The 18185-nt window shown below is 57.0% G+C and carries 17 protein-coding genes and 1 tRNA gene; 10 read left to right on the forward strand and 8 right to left on the reverse strand.

Annotation, left to right across the window (positions count from 1 at the left end; genetic code table 11):
* Positions 1-46 precede the first annotated feature (46 nt).
* Positions 47-241, forward strand: coding sequence for a hypothetical protein (locus QZR30_RS08155; RefSeq protein ID WP_043047691.1), 195 nt, complete (start codon positions 47-49; stop codon positions 239-241).
* Between the two features lies 1 nt (position 242).
* Here QZR30_RS08155 and QZR30_RS08160 read toward each other — a convergent pair whose 3' ends face one another.
* Positions 243-623: a hypothetical protein gene (locus tag QZR30_RS08160; protein ID WP_046068284.1), complete on the reverse strand. Its 381-nt coding sequence runs from the start codon at positions 621-623 to the stop codon at positions 243-245.
* Between the two features lie 236 nt (positions 624-859).
* On the opposite strand from QZR30_RS08160, the gene pvdQ reads away from it, so the two are divergent.
* Together pvdQ and QZR30_RS08170 are read left to right on the forward strand one after the other, a co-directional pair.
* Positions 860-3139: a bifunctional acylase PvdQ gene (pvdQ, locus tag QZR30_RS08165; protein WP_046068283.1), complete on the forward strand. Its 2280-nt coding sequence runs from the start codon at positions 860-862 to the stop codon at positions 3137-3139.
* Positions 3140-3353: 214 nt separating this feature from the next.
* Positions 3354-3427 (forward strand) — tRNA-Cys (locus QZR30_RS08170).
* A gap of 184 nt (positions 3428-3611) precedes the next feature.
* Here the strand turns inward: QZR30_RS08170 and QZR30_RS08175 are convergent.
* From QZR30_RS08175 to QZR30_RS08185, 3 genes are all read right to left on the reverse strand, one after another.
* Positions 3612-4514, reverse strand: a complete 903-nt coding sequence (locus tag QZR30_RS08175; RefSeq protein ID WP_046068282.1) for a LysR family transcriptional regulator — start codon at positions 4512-4514, stop codon at positions 3612-3614.
* 106 nt (positions 4515-4620) lie between these two features.
* Positions 4621-5376 (reverse strand): acetoacetate decarboxylase, encoded by a 756-nt coding sequence (locus QZR30_RS08180; protein WP_082363242.1) that lies wholly within the window; start codon positions 5374-5376, stop codon positions 4621-4623.
* 173 nt (positions 5377-5549) lie between these two features.
* On the reverse strand, positions 5550-6446 hold the full coding sequence (locus QZR30_RS08185) for a LysR family transcriptional regulator (RefSeq protein WP_233518702.1): 897 nt from the start codon (positions 6444-6446) through the stop codon (positions 5550-5552).
* Positions 6447-6679: 233 nt separating this feature from the next.
* Between QZR30_RS08185 and QZR30_RS08190 the strand changes: the two genes are divergently transcribed.
* A complete protein-coding gene (locus QZR30_RS08190) occupies positions 6680-7627 on the forward strand; it encodes a 3-hydroxyacyl-CoA dehydrogenase NAD-binding domain-containing protein (protein WP_046068281.1) in 948 nt (315 codons plus the stop codon).
* A 175-nt stretch (positions 7628-7802) separates the two neighbouring features.
* Here QZR30_RS08190 and QZR30_RS08195 read toward each other — a convergent pair whose 3' ends face one another.
* Positions 7803-8690 carry a LysR family transcriptional regulator gene (locus tag QZR30_RS08195; RefSeq protein ID WP_046068280.1) on the reverse strand — a complete coding sequence of 296 codons (888 nt, stop codon included), beginning with the start codon at positions 8688-8690 and terminating at the stop codon, positions 7803-7805.
* Positions 8691-8825: 135 nt separating this feature from the next.
* Between QZR30_RS08195 and QZR30_RS08200 the strand changes: the two genes are divergently transcribed.
* The 4 genes from QZR30_RS08200 to QZR30_RS08215 all read left to right on the forward strand — a co-directional run bounded on the left by QZR30_RS08200 (position 8826) and on the right by QZR30_RS08215 (position 12641).
* The gene (locus QZR30_RS08200) at positions 8826-9812 is read left to right on the forward strand and encodes a zinc-binding dehydrogenase (protein ID WP_046068279.1); all 987 of its coding nucleotides are present in this window, start codon (positions 8826-8828) and stop codon (positions 9810-9812) included.
* A gap of 148 nt (positions 9813-9960) precedes the next feature.
* Positions 9961-11166, forward strand: coding sequence for a serine hydrolase domain-containing protein (locus QZR30_RS08205; RefSeq protein ID WP_274354783.1), 1206 nt, complete (start codon positions 9961-9963; stop codon positions 11164-11166).
* A 221-nt stretch (positions 11167-11387) separates the two neighbouring features.
* Positions 11388-12200 (forward strand): META and DUF4377 domain-containing protein, encoded by an 813-nt coding sequence (locus QZR30_RS08210; protein WP_068967279.1) that lies wholly within the window; start codon positions 11388-11390, stop codon positions 12198-12200.
* A gap of 273 nt (positions 12201-12473) precedes the next feature.
* Positions 12474-12641 carry a hypothetical protein gene (locus tag QZR30_RS08215; RefSeq protein WP_173664489.1) on the forward strand — a complete coding sequence of 56 codons (168 nt, stop codon included), beginning with the start codon at positions 12474-12476 and terminating at the stop codon, positions 12639-12641.
* 61 nt (positions 12642-12702) lie between these two features.
* Here QZR30_RS08215 and QZR30_RS08220 read toward each other — a convergent pair whose 3' ends face one another.
* Entirely contained in the window at positions 12703-12957 is a 255-nt protein-coding gene (locus tag QZR30_RS08220) for a hypothetical protein (RefSeq protein WP_046068276.1), read from the reverse strand.
* 328 nt (positions 12958-13285) lie between these two features.
* On the opposite strand from QZR30_RS08220, the gene QZR30_RS08225 reads away from it, so the two are divergent.
* Complete coding sequence (locus QZR30_RS08225; RefSeq protein WP_046068275.1) at positions 13286-13894, forward strand: LysE family translocator; 609 nt, start codon at positions 13286-13288, stop codon at positions 13892-13894.
* A gap of 363 nt (positions 13895-14257) precedes the next feature.
* The gene (locus tag QZR30_RS08230) at positions 14258-15241 is read left to right on the forward strand and encodes a GlxA family transcriptional regulator (protein WP_311903259.1); all 984 of its coding nucleotides are present in this window, start codon (positions 14258-14260) and stop codon (positions 15239-15241) included.
* A 39-nt stretch (positions 15242-15280) separates the two neighbouring features.
* Here the strand turns inward: QZR30_RS08230 and QZR30_RS08235 are convergent, their stop codons facing one another.
* Positions 15281-16528, reverse strand: coding sequence for an NAD(P)/FAD-dependent oxidoreductase (locus tag QZR30_RS08235; RefSeq protein ID WP_311903164.1), 1248 nt, complete (start codon positions 16526-16528; stop codon positions 15281-15283).
* A 2-nt stretch (positions 16529-16530) separates the two neighbouring features.
* Positions 16531-18102 carry an aldehyde dehydrogenase (NADP(+)) gene (locus QZR30_RS08240; protein WP_311903166.1) on the reverse strand — a complete coding sequence of 524 codons (1572 nt, stop codon included), beginning with the start codon at positions 18100-18102 and terminating at the stop codon, positions 16531-16533.
* Positions 18103-18185 lie beyond the last annotated feature (83 nt).

The following is an 18185-nucleotide window of genomic DNA, read 5'->3' on the forward strand; positions in this document are numbered from 1 at the left end:
TATGGGGAGGTAATGTTGTTACATATCCAAGGTCCAGGAACCCGTCATGACCCAAAAGCAACGCTTGAAATACTCGATCCTGATTTCCCTGGTAGTGCTGGCATCGATGTTTGGCCTGTCCTATCTGCAGAATATCGGGGTGATCAGCGAAAAAACCTTCCAGTACCTGGCCATTGCGATTGCCGTGGTGGTCGTGGTGATCAACGGCATCATGCGCCGCAAGGTCAAGCCCAACTTCTGAGTCAGGCCCGACCCTCGAGCACTTTGGCAGCCTCTTCATGGAGGCTGTAGCTCTTGTCGGCATTCAGCGTGATCACGCCCTCGCTGCACAGACGCTTGAGCACCTCACGCACACTGAGAAACGACAACGGGATGTCCAGCTCCAGCAAATGGCTGTGCACACCTCGCACCCCCAGGGTGCGCTGGTTGTCGGCAGCGGTGAGAAGGGCGTCGATGACCTTCAGCCGAATAAGGCTGGTGCGCAAACCGAAACACTTGAGCAAATGGCGAATGCGCTGGTTGCCCTGCTGTTCGGGCAACTTGCCGAACGCTTGTGTGCTACTGCCGAAGTTGGAATCGGCAGTCGGTGAATGTCCATCCGTGGGCACTTGCGGGTTATACATGCATAAACTCCTTTTCAGAGCCGGATCAGAAAAAGATGGCGCTCTTAAGTAATAAGACGAACGAGTGGCGCAAATCATGAAACGATGGATGTAGAAAATTTGTCGGTATCGGATTGGACACACCTCGACCGCCACTGATAATCGTCTCTGCCGACTAAATTACTCCTGGCTATTCGCGTTCTTACGGTGGGGTAACCATCCCTCGTAAGGGTGTCTAATTTGACTGTGGAGTCGGCGTGATTATTTCCAATGGGTTGTCCAGGGTAGGCGTGGCAGTGCTGTTGCTGGGGGTGAGCCTGGCCGCATCGGCACGGGAACCAGTAACGCAGGCGTCGGCGGATATCCGCCGTACCAGTTACGGTGTACCCCATATTCGCGCTAACGATGAGCGTGGCCTGGGGGTCGGTATCGGGTACGCCTATGCCCAGGACAACTTGTGCCTGCTGGCTAATGAAGTGGTGACGGTCAATGGCCAGCGCGCCAGGTTTTTCGGCCCCGAACAAGCCACCCTGGAAGAGCGCAACAACCTCGCCAGCGATGTGTTCTTCACCTGGCTGAATAACCCCGAAGCGGTGACCGCCTTCTGGAAAGCGCAAACCCCCGAGCTGCAACAGCGCATCCAGGGCTATGTGGCCGGCTATAACCGTTATCTCAAGGAGCAGGGCGCCCCGGCACAATGCCAGGCAGCCTGGGTGCGGCCGTTGGTGGTTGAAGATCTTGTGAAGTTGACCCGCAGGCTGTTGGTCGAAGGTGGTGTCGGCCAATTCGCCGAAGCCTTGGTGGGGGCCACACCACCCCAAGCCATCGCCAGGGTGCAACCCAGCGCCAAAGTCTTTGAGCTGGCCGCCGCTAACCAACAGCGCTTCACCCTGGACCGAGGCAGCAACGCCGTCGCCGTCGGCCGTGACCGTTCCTTCAATGGCCGTGGCATGCTGCTGGCCAACCCGCACTTCCCCTGGGTAGGCGGCATGCGCTTTTACGAGATGCACCTGACCATCCCCGGTCAGTTGGATGTGATGGGCGCTGCCTTGCCGGGCCTGCCGGTGGTAAATATCGGTTTCAACCAGCATGTGGCATGGACCCATACCGTGGATACGTCCAAGCATTTCACCCTGTACCGCCTGACCCTCGACCCCAAGGACTCCACCCGTTACCTGCTGGACGGCAAGTCCATCCCCCTGGACAAGACGACTGTGACGGTACAGGTCAAGCAGGCCGACGGCAGCCTCAAGGATGTGACCCATACGGTCTACAGTTCGCAGTTCGGCCCCGTTGTGCAATGGCCCGGCAAGCTCGACTGGGACAGCCACTACGCCTTCAGCTTGCGCGACGCCAACCTGGGCAACGACCGGGTGCTGCAACAGTGGTACGCCATGAACCGCGCCGGCAGCCTCAAGGAACTGCAAACCTCGGTACACACCCTGCAAGGCATTCCCTGGGTCAACACCCTGGCCGCCGATGACCAGGGTCAAAGCCTGTACATGAACCTGTCGGTGGTGCCCAACGTCAGCGCCGCCAAGCTCGCCCAATGCAGCGACCCGCGGGCCGGCCTGCAAATGATCATGCTCGACGGCGCCCATAGCGCCTGCGCCTGGGACATCGACCCGCGTGCTGCCCAGGCCGGTATCTTCCCGGCTGATCAGTTGCCACAGCTGCAACGCACCGACTATGTGCAGCACTCCAACGATTCCGCCTGGATGGCCAACCCCAAGGCGCCATTGACAGGCTTCTCGCCGGTGATCAGCCAGGACAACATCGGCCTCGGCCCACGCGCCCGGTTTGCCATCCAACGCCTGCAATCCCTGGACAAACACCCCATCAGCGTCGCAGACCTGCAAAACATGGTCATGGACAACCAGGTGTACCTGGCGGGCCAAGTCATGCCCGACCTGCTGGCGTTCTGCGCCAAACACCTGGGCGCCGACGCCGCTGTGCTACAACCGCTGTGCGCCAGCCTGAAAGACTGGGACCAGCACGCCAACCTCGACAGCGGCGTGGGCCTGGTGCACTTCATCAACCTGATGCAGCACCTGCAGCAAATCCCCGACGCCTGGCGCGTGGCCTTCGACCCGGCCCGCCCCCTGACCACCCCAACCGGCCTCGCCATCGACCGCGCCCCCGTTGCCAAGGCCCTGCGCGAAGCCATGCTGGCCTCCAACGCAGACGTCAACCAACTTGGCCTGAGCCGTTGGGGCGATATCCAAGTCTCCGGCCACACCCCCATCCACGGCGGCCCGCAGGAATTGGGTATCTACAACGCCATGCAAACCGTGCCCCGCGCCGACGGCAAACGCGAAGTGGTCAGCGGCACCAGCTATCTGCAAATTGTCACCTTCGACGACAAGGGCCCCAACGCGGTAGGCGTGCTGGCGTTCTCCGAATCCAGCAACCCTGCGTCCAACTATTCAAAGGACCAGACCCAAGCTTTCTCCGAGAAAAAACTACGCCCACTGCCGTTCACCGATGCCCAGATCAAAGCCGATCCGCAGTACCAAGTCCAGACCGTGAAGGAGTAGGGCAGGCTTGCAACCCCTTGATGCCAAGACAGAATATTTTTTGAAATCAAGGGGTTGCAGGCATAGGCAAATGAGTACATAATGGCGCCCATCGAACGCAATGAAGCATTAAAAACTTCAATGTATTCAATGAGTTAGAGTAGAGGCGAGCTTCACATAGCCCACTCAAGTTTGTATGCGGTGAATGTCAGCAGCAAGGGCATTGATCGTTTGAGGCCGAGTAGCAAAATGGTTATGCAGCGGATTGCAAATCCGCCTACGCCGGTTCGATTCCGACCTCGGCCTCCACTCTTAGAAACCCCGTAGATTAACGTCTACGGGGTTTTTTATTGACTACGATATCTTGATCACTCCCGTCTGAGTTGAATAGCAAGCTCTTTTTTGGGCACACATAGCAAGCGCCCGAAGTATATGCAGGCATTTCAAGAGCTTTTGATACCATAAAAGTGATTCTGGAAATAAAGTCGGTAATCTAAGATGAGAATTCACTAGATGTAGCCCCGGCCTTCACTGATTCAATCCATTTCCAGGCTGCCCAGGACAGTTCGGAACCCCTGCGCCAGACCACCACCACGCGCCATTCCATTCCGGGCGCATCCAGATCAACGAGTTGTACACTGGTGTTTTCGTAGTGGCTGGCTATGAGGCGCGGCAGGCAAGTAATACCCACTCCCGCCGCTACCATTGCAAGGGCAAAGTCCGGCTGCGAACTCTGGGCAACTTCATGGATTTCGAAACCCTGAGCCACACAAGCTTCCTTGAGTATGCGCGTCAGTGCCGAGCCTTTGCCGAGGGTGACAAACGCTTCGTGCGCAAGCTCATTGAGCCGCACCTTCTTGCGCGTCGCGAGTGAATGGCTGCGAGGAACGACCAACACCATGGGCTCACAATGCACGACCAGCGCGTTCAGCTCGGTGAGCGTAGGCAGTAGTGTTACCGCCAGTTCTATTTCATTGTTATGGATTGCCTGTTCAAGTTCTTCACCGCCATGTTCACGCAAATGAATGGCAACCCCAGGGTAACGCTCACGGAACTCGGCCAGAGGGGCGGCAAACAGTTGCGCACTGCCCAGCGGGGGAAGGCCAAGGCGCAACTCACCTTTTTTGACTTGGCGGGATGCGTCTAGATCGAACAACAAGCGTTCACGCTGCGCGAGCATTGTGAGTGCATGTTCCAGGACGGTTTCGCCAGAGGTGGTGAGTTTTACCCCGACACCCCGGCGTCCGCGCTCCAGTAACGTGACGCCCAGTTCATCCTCAAGTAAACGTATGGCTTTGCTAAGTGCCGGTTGGGAAAGCGGGATAGCTTTGGCTGCCTTGCCGAAGCTGCCATGGCGAACTATCTCGGTGAAGTAACGAAGCGTCTTAAGATCCATTCGGATGTCGCCATGGCGCAAAGCAGTAAGAGTATCGTGCGGGATGATCTGTCTGTTGGGATTCTTTAATACGTTGAGGGCACGAAGGTCGTGCAGGCCTTTACCCTCAGCGTTGCACGGGTGCAAGGTAGTCGTGGACTACCTCGCCCAGGCCCAGTGTCAGGTCGGCCACGATGTGCACACCTGATAAAATCTCAAGCACTGGGAGGTCATTGACTCGTGCTAGCGCATGGGAAAACAGGTTCAGACCAACTGGCCCTGTCCATGCCCCTTTAATCAGCACATCTTCACAACGGTATTCGACCAGTTCCAAAATACGCGCTGTACCGTCTACATGTGGAACGATTTTCAGCAGAAAACCAGGTGCCTCAATCGCTGCCTTCGCCAGGCCGTGGTCCATCTCGAGATGCTTGTAGCCCATAGTTGCATTCGCAACTAGTACCTTCCCGTAGTGCAATTCTCCCACCAACGTATCGGACTCAACGCTGAGAGTGGGCCTGGCGAGCTTCTTTGGAAAGCCCCACAATTCTCGCCCACCAGATATTGCAGCAAAGTCATCGAGATACATGGAGTGGGTGTAGCCGCCCTTGCGCCCTGCATAAGCTACCGGAATAACTTGACCCGATTCGGTGTAGTCCCCGAAGCCTGTTGAATCTGGCATTCGGATGAACTCGTATCTGACGATGGGATTATCCATGTCAATGTCGAGGGGTTCAGGAACCCATTTACGTAACTTCTCCGGGTCGGTACGGTAAGTGATGATGAGAAACTCTCGATTTACAAAGCGGTACGGACCAGGTGCAAACGCAGGACTTGTCAGTGGCATAGAGTAAGCGTACTGCTTGATATCATTGATATTCACAATAGTTTCCTTCCAGTGCTACGCACCAGGATGGTCATGGGGTGAGTGGTCTCGACGATCTGCGACGCACTCTACGTACAAAAAAACCATAAAAAAAATGGCTTTTTTTTATGGTTTACATACCCAAAAGAAAACTAATTATTCGTTGTTCGTACTGGTCAACAACGCGCCGATCATGGCTGTTTGCAATCCCCGATACGTTCGAATAGGCGCTCCAGCAAGGGGGAGACGCTTGTCCCGGTGTGTGCCAGGACCAGATCGAGGGCAGAGTCGTAAATCGCGCCAAGGCGTCGGGTAGCGATGTTCTTAGGCAGCATCTTGCAAAAGGAATCGGGAACCAGGCTGCATAGTCCAGTGGCGGTCACCATGGAAAAAATGCTCAGCATCCCGTCGGCCTCAAGTGGCACGATCAAGTCTGTCTTGTACGGTGCCAGGAAGGCGTCGATTGTCGAGCGAAGCGCAGGTGCTGCCTTGGCGCTGATCACGACCAGACGCTCCCCGGATAAGTCCCTGGCAGAAATCATACGCTTGCGTAATAGGTGATGGCCGCGCGGCAGGATCGCCGTCAAAGTCTCCTTCCGGATAACTTGGCTCACCCATTCAATGGGCACGTCGCCTCTTCGAATGAAGGCGGCCTCAATGCTCTGCTGTTGCAAAGCGCTGATCAGGTCCAGCGGCAGTTTACTTTGAACATCTACCGCAATGCCTTTCATTTCGGGGCCCAGTGCCGTCGAAACACGGCCCATCAGTTCATCCTCCGTTCCGGGGATCATTCCCAGTACCAGTCTATGAACCTGCTTTCCTTTATCCTGCGTACGCTTGATCGCAGAATTGAATTGGCTGACCGTCAGACGAGCCTCCTTCTGCAACACTTCTCCCGCTTCTGTCAGGCAGGCTCCCTGCCAGGAGCGGGTAAAAAGCTTGCAGCCGACATGTTCTTCCAGTGCGTGCATCTGGCGTGTCAAAGATGGTTGCGCTACACCCAGCCGCTGCGCAGCCGCGGTAAAGCTGCCCATGTCGGAAATTTCCAGGAAATAACGTAGGTGTCGGATCTCTATCACGATGGCCATGCCTGTCAGTTATGGCTTGCGCCAATCAAGGTATTTGTTCCGTGGCTCAAGTCATCCCCACTATAGGTCAAGCCAAGTTGATTGCAGTGAAAAACCCCATTGTGGGCAGACAGTGGACCACGCTCAGCTTGTGCTCACCAGTGGATGATCATTCATCCTCACGCTTATCACATAAGGCTGCCTGATGTATTCATCAGTAATACCGCGGTCTGTTTTAACGGATGGAAATAACCATGAGCAACGTGATTAAAAAAATCGGGATAGTCGGCACAGGGGTAATTGGCGCGAGTTGGAGCGCATTGTTTTTGGCTTACGGATTTGAAGTCATCGCTGTTGATCCTGCGGACGGAGCCGAAGCGGCACTGCGCGAGTATGTCGCTAAAGCCTGGACAGAGATGCAGGAGCTTGGCTTGGTTGCGGCTGGCGCCTCGCAACTGCGACTGACATTTTCCACCTCTCTCGAAGATATCGCGGATGTAGATTTCGTACAGGAAAACGGTCCTGAGCGATTGGACTTCAAGCAGGATTTATACCGTCAACTCGATGCTGTCCTGGCCTCAGATGTACTGATCGCCACTAGCTCTTCAGGGCTAACAATGACGGAAATCCAAAAAGGCTGCGTTCTTCATCCAGAGCGTTGCTTGGTCGGGCATCCGTTCAATCCACCTCATCTGATTCCCCTGGTGGAGTTAGTAGCCGGTAAACAGACCTCCAGCGAATCAGTTGATCGTGCGCAAACCTTCTATTCCAGCCTTGGCAAGCGAACGATTCGACTGAACAAAGAGGTACCAGGGCATGTAGCCAACCGCCTGCAAGGGGTACTTATCAGAGAGATCATGTCGCTCGTCAATGAAGGTGTCGTAAGTGTCGCAGATGCAGATACGGCCTGCTCTTGGGGCCCGGGTCTGCGTTGGGGCGTGATGGGTCCCGTGCTTTTGAACCATCTTGGCGGCGGAGCAGGCGGAATTGAGCATTTTTACAAACAGTTCGCTGGTCCTTTGGTGACGTGGTGGACGCCGCTGGGGGGCGTTGAGTTCACGCCGCAGATGCAAGAGAAAATGATCCAGGGTCTGTATGCGGAAGTGGCCGATAGAAGCTTTGAAGAGCTGGCGGCCGAGCGAGATCGCTTGCTCGTAACTCTTCTCAAAGCGCGTTTAGCAGTCAACACAGAAAAAAACTGAGTTATACGGCCATTTACCTATTCCGCTACTCGCTGGCGTATTAACCGGTTTCATACACCGCTGAGCAACCAGCGTAGCAATGTATGGCATTACGTTTTCCCCTTTGGCTCCCTGCTTGGATAAGTAGGGAGCCTTTTTTTTCGTTGTCTGGATCGCCATCCGAACGCTCAAAAAATCACTGAGATATTGTTGATACCTGCGCGATGTACTCTACATATCCTTGCACGAAGTCCAGATATGCACGCACGATAGCCGACGGATGATGATGCGACGGATAGAGCAAGTTTATTTGCTGTTCTGGCAATGGATAGGCCGGCAGCAAGGCCTGGAGCGTCCCTTCACGGATAGCGCTTGCGGCGAGAAAGGGCGGTAGCTCCGTCACCAGGTCTCCCGTCAGTGCACGGCTGCGCAGATGCATGTAGTCATTTGTGGACAGAATGGCTACCGGCTTGATCGTTTCTCCCCCCAATAACCAGTTGCCCTGGTTGCCTCGTCCCCAAACGCCGCAAGGATATGCATGTAAAGCCTCGACACTGGAGGGTAGGCCCAGCCGCTCGATCAACATGGGGCTGGCCACCAGCACATGACGATATTTAAGCAGGTGACGGGCGACCAGGGTTTCGTGTGCGATTTCACCAACCCGCAGCGCCACGTCGATGCCTTCCTCGATCAGATCGACGCGCCGTTCAGTGGTGTGGATGCTGACTTGTACCTGCGGGTAGCTGCGCTGAAAGGCAGATACAACGTCCCACCACGGTTCAAACGAGGGCGGCAGCGACAGGCGCAGACGTCCGGTCAAAAGCCGCTGGGAACATATGACTGATTGCTCACCCGCAACTAGCGCTTCGATGCCCCGACTGGCGTGCTCATACAGCCGCATCCCAGAATCGGTGAGTTTGGTGCCCCGCACCGAGCGCTCGAGCAATTGAACCTTAAGTTGCTGTTCGAGCTCTCGAATGCGCCGACTCAAGGTGGGTAGTGGAATGTTCAGGCGTTCGGCTGCGGCGGACAGACTGCCGGCCTGCGCCACACTGACGAACATGCGAACGGCGTTTAAGTCCATGACGATACCCTCTCACATTTGGTAGGAGAGCCTATCGTTTGCGTGGATTATCTTCCAGCTTAGAGTGATGGATAGTGCGAGCACTTGCCCAAGCGGCAAGGTTCATACCTGCAACGCACTTGAGGAAGATTCCCCATGAAAGCTTATGTGATCGAACAGCCCGGCGATGCCGACGTTTTGCAATTGCGGGATATCCCATCCCCAGAGCCGACAGTCGGTGAAGTATTGATCCGTGTCCGCGCCTTTGGCATCAACCGCATTGATACCGCATTGCGCGCCGGCCGAATGGGACCTATCACCGAGCCACGGGTCCCGGGTATTGAGGCTGTGGGTGAAGTCATTCGAGACCCCTCCGGCAAATTGAGCGCCGGTCAGCGCGTCGCTACCGCCATGGGAGGACTGCAATTTACCCGTAATGGCACCTATGCCGAACAAGTCACCGTGTTGAGCAATAACGTGATTGCCTTGGATGACACCACGCTGCCTTGGGAGCAATTGGCCGCGCTGCCGGAAATCTACTTAACAGTCTGGGGAGCACTGGACAAAAACCTGGCGATTAAAAAGGGTCAGACGCTGTTGGTTCGCGGTGGCACTTCCGCAGTGGGCCTTGCTGCTATCACTTATGCAAAAGCCCGCGGATTAAAAGTGATTGCGACCACCCGCAGTGCGGGCAATAGCCAACGCCTCTACCAAGTGGGGGCCGATATCGTGGTAATCGACGATGGTAAAATTGCCCCGCGCATTCGCGAAATCGCACCGGGCGGGGTCGACGCGGCGCTTGAAGTCGTCGGCGTCGTAACGCTATTGGACACCCTCAAGGCCGTGCGTCCCTTCGGTGGGGTGAGCGTTGTCGGCGGGCTGGGTGGTACGCCCAACCTTGAGCAATTCAACCTGAGAGGGGACATGCCGGGTGCTGTGCGGCTGAGCCTCTTCCCAAGCAGCTTGTTGGGGACTTCCGACTTGCCTTTGGAAGACACACCATTGCCATGGTTGGTAAAGGAAATCGCTGCCAAGCGTATCCCTTCCATTAATAGCAGAACCTTTGCCTTTGATGAGGTCCGTCAAGCGCATCGTTTGATTGAAAGCGACCGCGCGTTAGGAAAAATTGTTGTTGTCCTTTGATGGATAGTACGACGAATATGCATATTTATTGATTAATCCAAATTTTGCATATGACAACCCTTGCGGCCAGAGCACACTAAGCCTGGCGCAGGGGGAGTCCAGTTTAAAGTTCTAGGGCCGAACGCATATAAACTTAGGAGAACAACCGATGGCTGAACAAAGTTCACATCTTCGTTTGTCGTCTGTCGATGCCAATTTACAGAAAGCCCTTAACGCGGGACATGCACCCGGTCTGGTCGGATTGTTAGCGCGTGGAGACGATGCGCATGTCGCCGTTTTAGGTCGCATGGCGTTGGATGGTCCGCCTATGCGACGTGATTCGATCTTCCGCATCGCCTCGATGAGCAAGGTTATAACGGCTGCGGCCACCATGCTTCTCGTTGACGATGGCAAGTTAAAACTCAATGAGCCGGTCGACCGCCTGCTACCGGAGTTGGCTAACCGACAAGTATTGCGCAACCTCGACGGACCAGTGGATGATACCGTCGCGGCAAAACGCTCCATAACGGTTGAAGACCTGCTGACATTCCGTTTAGGTTGGGGAATTATTTTTCAGCCTCCCGGCACATACCCTATCCAGGAGAAGATATCAGCACTCGGTATCGCCGGTTTCGGACCACCTGACCCAACGTTGAGTTTGAATGCTGACCAATGGCTTCAACGCATCTCAACGCTGCCACTCTTTGCCCAACCTGGCGAAAAGTGGATATATAACATTGGCTCTCTCATTCTAGGTGTGCTGATTGCTCGCGCATCGGGGCAACAGTTCGGCGAGTTCTTGTCAGAACGAATTTTCAGTCCACTTGGAATGAAAGATACTGGCTTCTATGTGCCGGAAGATAAGCTGGATCGCTTGGTAACCGCTTACCGGCAGAAGGAAGGCACACTTGAAGAGTGGGATGCCCCGAGAACCGGTGGTTGGAGCCGACCTCCCGCTTTTGAACAAGGTGATGGAGGCCTGGTTTCGACAGTGGATGATTATCTGGCGTTTGTACGTATGTTGCTCAATGGCGGCGCGAATAATGGACGACAATTGCTGTCAAGAGATGCGGTCAAGATGATGACTACCGACCACCTCACACCGTCTCAGCGCAAGGAGGGTGAGTCTGTCCTCCAGGAGGGTCAAGGCTGGGGATATGGGTTGTCTGTTACCGCAAAAGAAACCTCGAGCGGGGCTCGTGTGGGGACGATCGGCTGGAGCGGTGGGTTTGGCAGTAGATGGCAAAGCGATCCCGTCTCGAAACTGACGACGGTGCTTCTGACTCAGCGTATGTTCGACACCCCGAAACCAGCTCCTATATTCGAAAGGTTCGAACAGGACGCAAGGAAAGTCGGAGATTTCATCGATCGCTGATAAAGGTCGTTGCCCGGGACTGTAGTATCGCTTCCAGCGTCCTTATTGCGTGAAACTGAACGAAAAAAGTGATGTCCCATCGCTATCGGTCAAGGACGAGGTCGTCCGAGCGAGCGCTGGGTCAACACTCAGTAATACCTCGAACGCTTGCCGGTTTAGCCGCGCGTTTATCCTGCCCGCGCAAGATAACGCCCGTATTCATCAAGCTGACAGAGTGAACCATGAAACACAAAATTCTTCTTGTGGCCGTTTGTGCTGCACTGGTCCAAGGTTGCGCCGCCCCTTCCAAAAGCCATGAAGAATCACCTTCCATGCCCATTGCTACCTCGACCGCTGCAGGCCAGCCAGCATTATCTGCTTATTACTGGAACCTGGTTTCGGCGACTGATACTTCGGGCAAACCTCTCGTTATGATGAACAAAGGCATCGAGCGCAAGTTGCGTGTTTCCTTCGGTGAAAAGAACCTGAACATCAGCGGTGGCTGCAATGGCCAGTTCGGCGGCTATCAATATCAGGGAGGGGTTCTGAAGGTGCAGTCACTGGCTTCTACGCTCATGGCCTGTGACAAGAGCCTGATGGACCTTGACGCCCAGGTAGGTCGACTGTTCAAAGGTGATCTGCGCGCCGTCATCACCGGTGATAACACGGGGCCAGTGCTGCAACTGACTACAGTGGACGGCTCGGTGCTCAAGCTTCAGGGGGAGGCCACTCCTGAGACCCGTTACGGTAGCAAGGGCGAGGTCAAGTTCCTGGAAGTGGCGCCCAACACTGTCAAGTGCAGTCACCCGATGATCCCTGACTATCAGTGCTTGCAAGTGCGTGAGCGCCGCTATGACGACGCAGGCCTGCAGCTTCCGACCCGGGACACATGGCACCCGCTGTATCAGTCTATTGAAGGCTTTGAGCATCGTGATGGCGTGCGCACGGTAGTGCGGGTCAAGCAATACGACTGGAAGAATCCGCCAGCAGATGCGCCTTCGACGGTCTATGTGTTGGATCTGGTGGTGGAGCAGGACGCGTCCGGGACTGAATAAGTAATCGAGAACCAGGGCAGGCCGGTGCTCATGGGTCGATTACGACCTGGGCCTGCGCTATTGGAAACCCGTAGATTAGCGTCTACGGGTTTTTTATCGCCTGCAGGTTATTAAGTAGATTTTCGACGAGTGACGTGTCTAGATCAATGGTTACAGCTCAGTCGGGGTTGTCACGGAAGCATTTGCCGACTACCCTAAAAATGTTTGAATTGTTACGAACAATTTCGGTTTGACTGTTTTTCAGCCAAACGACTTCAGGACGAGGAACGAAAAATGTTTTCACACGAAGGCACTGCATTAGAGCTGTTGACCCTGGTTTTTGGCGTGACGGGCGTACTCCTGATCGCTTGGTTTTTTCACCATCAATACGAACTCAGGGCGCGCAAGCGTGTAAAAAAACAACGTGGTCATGACAAGCAGCCCTCCGCTCAAAGTCACTGACTGTTCGTAGCGCGTGCCAGCCGCCAGCGCTGGCCTCAGTCCGATGATCCGAGGGGCGGTGTCACCCCAGCGCCTCGGATCTGCTGATCCTCTGTGCTTTGACTTCATTGGCATAGGCTTCAAGCCTTTGCTGCTGTGCAGTGAGTAATGCGCAGACCTTCCTTAATGCAACCGCATCATTTGAATGCCCGCCAGCGGCCAATGCGGTCAGCTCAACCACGGACCAGCCGATAACAGCGCTGGCGTCTTCAAGGTCGTAGAACAATTCCTGCTGCGCAGTTCGGGGACCGTCTAGATCTTCTATCAAGGCGTTCACTCTGGCCTGTGTGGTTAAAGCGAATAAGAGCGTAGGACATGATATTCATCCAAGTAGGTAATGAATGTTTTTTTTGCCCGGTGCGATTATCAGGCAAAGAAAAGCCCGCGATGAGGCGCGGGCTAAAAGGAGTTCATTAAGGAGCTGAAACCACCATAAATGCTGGTCTGTGAAAGGTTTGTGAAACCCATCGGTGATCTGCGTGAGCGCAAGTGAATGTAGACCTCCAAAAGTGTATGCCTCGATCTCTCTCCAGCTGTACCGGGCGATGGGCGCCGCAACCTACTACCGTCGCTGACATACCATTGTCGCTTGGATACCGCGCCTCATGTTGATGTCTACCAGCCTGTTGTCAGCCTTTGTGCTTTTTGCCTTCGTGTCTTCCATCACCCCGGGTCCCAACAACACCATGTTGCTGGCGTCGGGGGTGAACTTCGGGTTTCGCCGCTCGATCCCTCACGCCTTGGGCATCAGCATAGGGTTCATGTTGCTGGTGATTTGCGCCGGGTTGGGTCTGGGGGAAGTGTTCAAGCTGTTCCCGTGGGCGTACACGCTGCTGCGCTATGTTGGCGCCACCTATCTGCTGTACCTGGCGTGGAAGATTGCTACCGCTGGTGGGGTATCGGACAGTAACGACGAACAGGGCAAACCGATGACGTTCCTGGGTGCGGCGGCTTTCCAGTGGGTTAACCCCAAGGCCTGGATCATGGCGCTGGGTGCAATCACCACCTATACGCCGGCTGAGGGTTACGCCACTAACGTACTGGTGATTGCGGTGGTGTTTGCCGTGGTCAACCTGCCAAGCGTGTGTGTATGGCTCGGTTGCGGTAGCGGCCTGCGCAATGTATTGCGCGAGCCGCGCTGGCTGCGGATGTTCAACTGGTCCATGGCTGGGTTGCTGGTGTTGTCGTTGTATCCGATGCTTTTTGTGAGCTGATTCAGGTTCAAACCGGCGAAATAGTTGCCAGCAAGCCAATGCCGATGGTCAATACCAAAAAGCCGAACAGGAAAATTGCCATTTTGGTCATAAGGCCTCCGAAGGGCGGGGAGCGACAGGGATGTCGGGATGGCGCCTATTGTCCGCCTGGGACGGCGTTCAATACAGGTGCAGATGACAGAGAAAAAACCATATCAGATGGTGCCGCAGTAGCTGGGCTGCGGCTTTTGAAGCATCTTGGATTTATCAATATCAGGTACGCCGATTGAGACAGTGACAGCGTTTGCCCCTAAGATAGCGCCCATTGCATCAACAATAAGAGTGGGCCAACCCTCGATGGAAAGACGCCAGTTCAGCGGTGGCATGCAAGGCAAGAACCTGCGCTACCTCAATGACAAAACCCCGCAGGCAACCTCGGTCACCCAAGTCGGTTTCCTGCTGCTCGAACACTTCTCCCTGCCGGCCTTCACCCAAACCCTAGACACCCTCGTGACCGCCAACCTGCTGCGCCCCGAGCTGTTTGCCTCGCGCACCTTCGGCTGGGGCGAGGGAGAAGTGATCAGTGACCTCGGGCTGGTGATCCGACCCGATGCGAGCCTGGAGTTGTCGACACTTCAGGAGCTGGACCTGCTGGTCATCTGCGGTGGTTTCCGTACCGAACTCAAGGCCAGCGACCCGTTCATTCAACTGCTGCGCAGCGCCGCGGAGGCGGGCGTTTGCCTTGCCGGTTTGTGGAACGGCTCCTGGTTCCTTGGTCGCGCCGGCCTGTTGCAGGGCTACCGCTGCGCGATTCACCCCGAACACCGCCCGGCGCTGGCGGAAGTGTCCAAGGGGGCCCAGGTCACCAGCGAGCCCTATGTGATCGACCGCGACCGCCTCACCGCGTCGAGCCCCTCCGGCGCCTTCCATATGGCCCTGGACTGGATCAAGAGCCTGCACGGCAAGGCGCTGGTCGAAGGCATCGAAGACATCCTGGCGTTCGAGGAATCACGCTATCGCCGCATCAAGCCAACGGAGAACGTCTGCGTCAGCGCACCTCTGCGCGAAGTGCTGAAGCTGATGGACGCCAACCTCGAAGAACCGCTTGAACTCGATCAGCTCGCCGTCTACGCCGGCCGCTCCCGCCGCCAGTTGGAGCGCCTGTTCAAGGAGCAACTGGGCACTACGCCGCAGCGCTACTACATGGAGCTGCGCGTCACCGAAGCGCGCCGCCTGTTGCAGCACACCGAGTTGTCACAGGTGGATGTACTGGTGGCATGCGGTTTTGTTTCGCCAAGTCATTTCAGCAAGTGCTACAGCGCGTACTTCGGCTATCGCCCCTCCAAGGAAAAGCGATTGGTCAAGTAGCAGGACAGCTCCAACCTTTGTGTATCGGGATCAGTTTGCTCAGAAGCGATCCAGTCGATAGGGCTGTAACTCAGGCACTGACTCTCCTGCCGCCAGTTGCCCGATCCTTTCAGCCGTCACCGCCGCCTGAGTCAGCCCCAGATGCTGATGACCAAACGCAAGCAGCACCTTGGCCTCGCACACCCGGTCAATGATCGGCAGCGAGTCGGGCAGGGACGGCCGAAAACCCATCCACGGTGTGGCGTCACTGTCGTTCAGGTTGTGGCGAAACAGCCCCTGGCTCAAGCGGTGCAGCTGCCAGGCCCGTTGCATATTCGCCGGGCGGTCGAGGCCGGCGAATTCGACCGTGCCGGCCAGGCGCAAGCCGCCGGCCATGGGCGTCATGATGAATTTGCGTTCCAGTGAGGTGACGGCGAAGGGCAGGCACTGGTGTTCGTGGGGCAGCATCAGGTGATAGCCGCGCTCGGTGTCCAGCGGTACCTGTTTGCCTGTCAGGGCCGCAGTGAGTTTGGCCGAGTGGGCGCCGCAGGCGATCAGCACCTGGCGCGCCGTCACCAATCCTTGATCGGTCACCAATGAAACACCGCTGTCATCCAGGCGCCCATCCAGAACACGCTGCTGCAGAAATTGCACACCCTCGGCCTTGGCTGCATTCACCAGTTCGCCGACCACGGTATAGGGGTCGAGAAAATGCCCGGTACTGGGGAAGAACAAACCACCTTGTATGGCGTCGCTCAATTGCGGCGCTACCGTGCGCACCGCCTCGCCGCTCCAGAACTCCACGGCGACGCCTTGCTGCTGCATGCGTTGCTGCAACGCATCCAGGGCGACGCGGGATTCGGTGCGCTCAATCACCAGCAGCGAACCGTCTTCGCGCAGCAGTTGCGTTTGCCCAATGGAATGCAGCAAACGCTGCCATGCACCCAGGCTGCCTTCATTCAATGCACGCAGGCCGGCCACGGTGCGCTGGTAGCTTGCCGGTCGCAGATTCAACAATAGGCGAATAAACCAGGGCAGAGCGCGGGGCAGGTAGGCCCAGTCCAGGCGCAGCGGGCCCATGGGGTCCAGGAGCATGGCCGGCAAGCGCTTGAGGATCGACAGGTCGGCGATGGGGAACACTTGCTCCGTCGCCAGGTGACCGGCGTTGCCGTAGGACGCGCCCATGCCCGGCGCCTGCGCGTCGATAACCTGCACCTGCTGGCCTTGGCGCGCCAGCTGCAAGGCACAGGCGACGCCGATGATGCCGGCGCCGACCACCACAATGTCTGCTTGATTGGGCTCGGCCATGGCTACGCCTCTCTCTGGCCGTCAAGCAGGCGCCGCAGCCCCAGCGGGTTGTCCTGTTGGAGGGCATTGGGCAGCAGGGCATCCGGGAAATCCTGATAGCACACCGGCCGCAGGAACCTGTGGATCGCCGCCGTGCCCACCGAGGTGCTGCGCGCATCCGAGGTCGCCGGGAACGGCCCGCCATGCACCATCGCATCGCAGACTTCCACACCAGTCGGCCAGCCGTTGACCAACAGACGCCCGGCCTTGCGTTCCAGTACCGGCAGCAGTGCGCGGGCCTGGGGCAAATCCGGCTCATCCAAGTGCAAGGTCGCGGTGAGTTGACCTTCCAGGTGTGCGGATACCTGGCGCACTTGCTCGACATCGCCGCATTCCACCACCAGCGAGGCGGCGCCAAAGACCTCGGCTTGCAGATGTTCGTTGTCCAGGAATGCCTGGGCCTGGGTTACGAACAGGTGGGCCTGGCCTTGGTTCGGCCCGGCGGCCGCCAGGCCCTTGGCGGCAACCTGGGCGTGCTGGGCCAGTGCATTCACGCCGGTTTCGTAGGCGCTGAAAATGCCCGGGGTGAGCATGGTCTGGGCCGGGCAACGTGCAAGCAGATCACTGGCGACCTTGATAAAGCGGTCCAGGGCGCTTCCTTTCACGGCGATTACCAAGCCAGGGTTGGTGCAGAACTGGCCGGCACCTTGGGTCAGTGACGCGACAAAGCCTTCGGCCAATGCTTCAGCCCGTGCTTCAAGCGCGGCAGCAAATAGGTACACAGGATTGATCGAACTCATTTCCGCATACACCGGGATCGGTTCCGGGCGTGCCTGGGCGGCCTGGCACAATGCGACACCGCCACGGCGCGAACCGGTAAAGCCGACGGCCTTGATGCGCGGGTCGGTCACCAGTGCGATACCCACCTCGTTACCCGCGCCATAGAGCATTGAAAATACCCCTTCGGGCAAACCACACTGTTTGACCGCCTGGGCAACGGCGCGGCCCACCAGTTCGCTGGTGCCGGGGTGGGCGCTGTGGGCCTTGACCACCACCGGGCAACCGGCAGCGAGTGCCGATGCGGTATCGCCGCCCGCCACGGAGAAGGCCAGGGGAAAGTTGCTTGCCCCAAACACTGCGACCGGGCCCAGGGCGATATGTCGCTGGCGCAGGTCGGCGCGGGGCAGCGGTTGGCGCTGGGGTTGCGCGGTATCGACCCGTACGTCGAGCCATTCACCCAGGCGTACAGTGCGGGCAAAGGCGCGCAGTTGCCCGCAGGTACGACCGCGTTCACCTTGAATGCGTGCGCGGGGCAGGCCGGTTTCGGCGCTGGCGCGTTCGATCAATTCATCGCCCAGGGCTTCGATGTTATCGGCAATGGTTTCAAGAAACCTGGCGCGATCTGCCAAGGTGGTTTCGCGGTAAGTATCGAACGCGGCCCATGCCAGTGCACAGGCCTGCTCGACCTGCTCGCCATCGCCGCCGGCATAGGCGGGCTCCAGTGGCGTGTCGGTGGCGGGGTTGATGGCGCGGATCGCATCGCGATGGCCGCAAAGGGATTGCTGACCAATCAGCATCTTGCCTGTCAGAGTCATGGGGCATCCTGAAAAACAGAGGGGTGTTGTAGGAGCGAGCTTGCTCGCGAAAATAGTGCGTATAACGCGTGCATTCGGGATGA

Origin of the sequence: Pseudomonas sp. rhizo25, assembly GCF_031931935.1 — a bacterium.
Lineage (GTDB): Bacteria > Pseudomonadota > Gammaproteobacteria > Pseudomonadales > Pseudomonadaceae > Aquipseudomonas > Aquipseudomonas synxantha.

Bases quoted from the DNA above. Each gene is read 5' to 3' on its own strand.
- QZR30_RS08160 (WP_046068284.1), bottom strand. From the start codon at position 623: ATGTATAACCCGCAAGTGCCCACGGATGGACATTCACCGACTGCCGAT.
- QZR30_RS08200 (WP_046068279.1), top strand. From the start codon at position 8,826: ATGAAAGCTTATGTGATCGAACAGCCCGGCGATGCCGACGTTTTGCAA.
- QZR30_RS08240 (WP_311903166.1), bottom strand. From the start codon at position 18,102: ATGACTCTGACAGGCAAGATGCTGATTGGTCAGCAATCCCTTTGCGGC.
- QZR30_RS08205 (WP_274354783.1), top strand. From the start codon at position 9,961: ATGGCTGAACAAAGTTCACATCTTCGTTTGTCGTCTGTCGATGCCAAT.
- QZR30_RS08175 (WP_046068282.1), bottom strand. From the start codon at position 4,514: ATGGATCTTAAGACGCTTCGTTACTTCACCGAGATAGTTCGCCATGGC.
- QZR30_RS08190 (WP_046068281.1), top strand. From the start codon at position 6,680: ATGAGCAACGTGATTAAAAAAATCGGGATAGTCGGCACAGGGGTAATT.
- QZR30_RS08230 (WP_311903259.1), top strand. From the start codon at position 14,258: ATGCAAGGCAAGAACCTGCGCTACCTCAATGACAAAACCCCGCAGGCA.
- QZR30_RS08225 (WP_046068275.1), top strand. From the start codon at position 13,286: ATGTTGATGTCTACCAGCCTGTTGTCAGCCTTTGTGCTTTTTGCCTTC.
- QZR30_RS08215 (WP_173664489.1), top strand. From the start codon at position 12,474: ATGTTTTCACACGAAGGCACTGCATTAGAGCTGTTGACCCTGGTTTTT.
- QZR30_RS08210 (WP_068967279.1), top strand. From the start codon at position 11,388: ATGAAACACAAAATTCTTCTTGTGGCCGTTTGTGCTGCACTGGTCCAA.
- QZR30_RS08195 (WP_046068280.1), bottom strand. From the start codon at position 8,690: ATGGACTTAAACGCCGTTCGCATGTTCGTCAGTGTGGCGCAGGCCGGC.
- QZR30_RS08155 (WP_043047691.1), top strand. From the start codon at position 47: ATGACCCAAAAGCAACGCTTGAAATACTCGATCCTGATTTCCCTGGTA.
- QZR30_RS08185 (WP_233518702.1), bottom strand. From the start codon at position 6,446: ATGGCCATCGTGATAGAGATCCGACACCTACGTTATTTCCTGGAAATT.
- QZR30_RS08235 (WP_311903164.1), bottom strand. From the start codon at position 16,528: ATGGCCGAGCCCAATCAAGCAGACATTGTGGTGGTCGGCGCCGGCATC.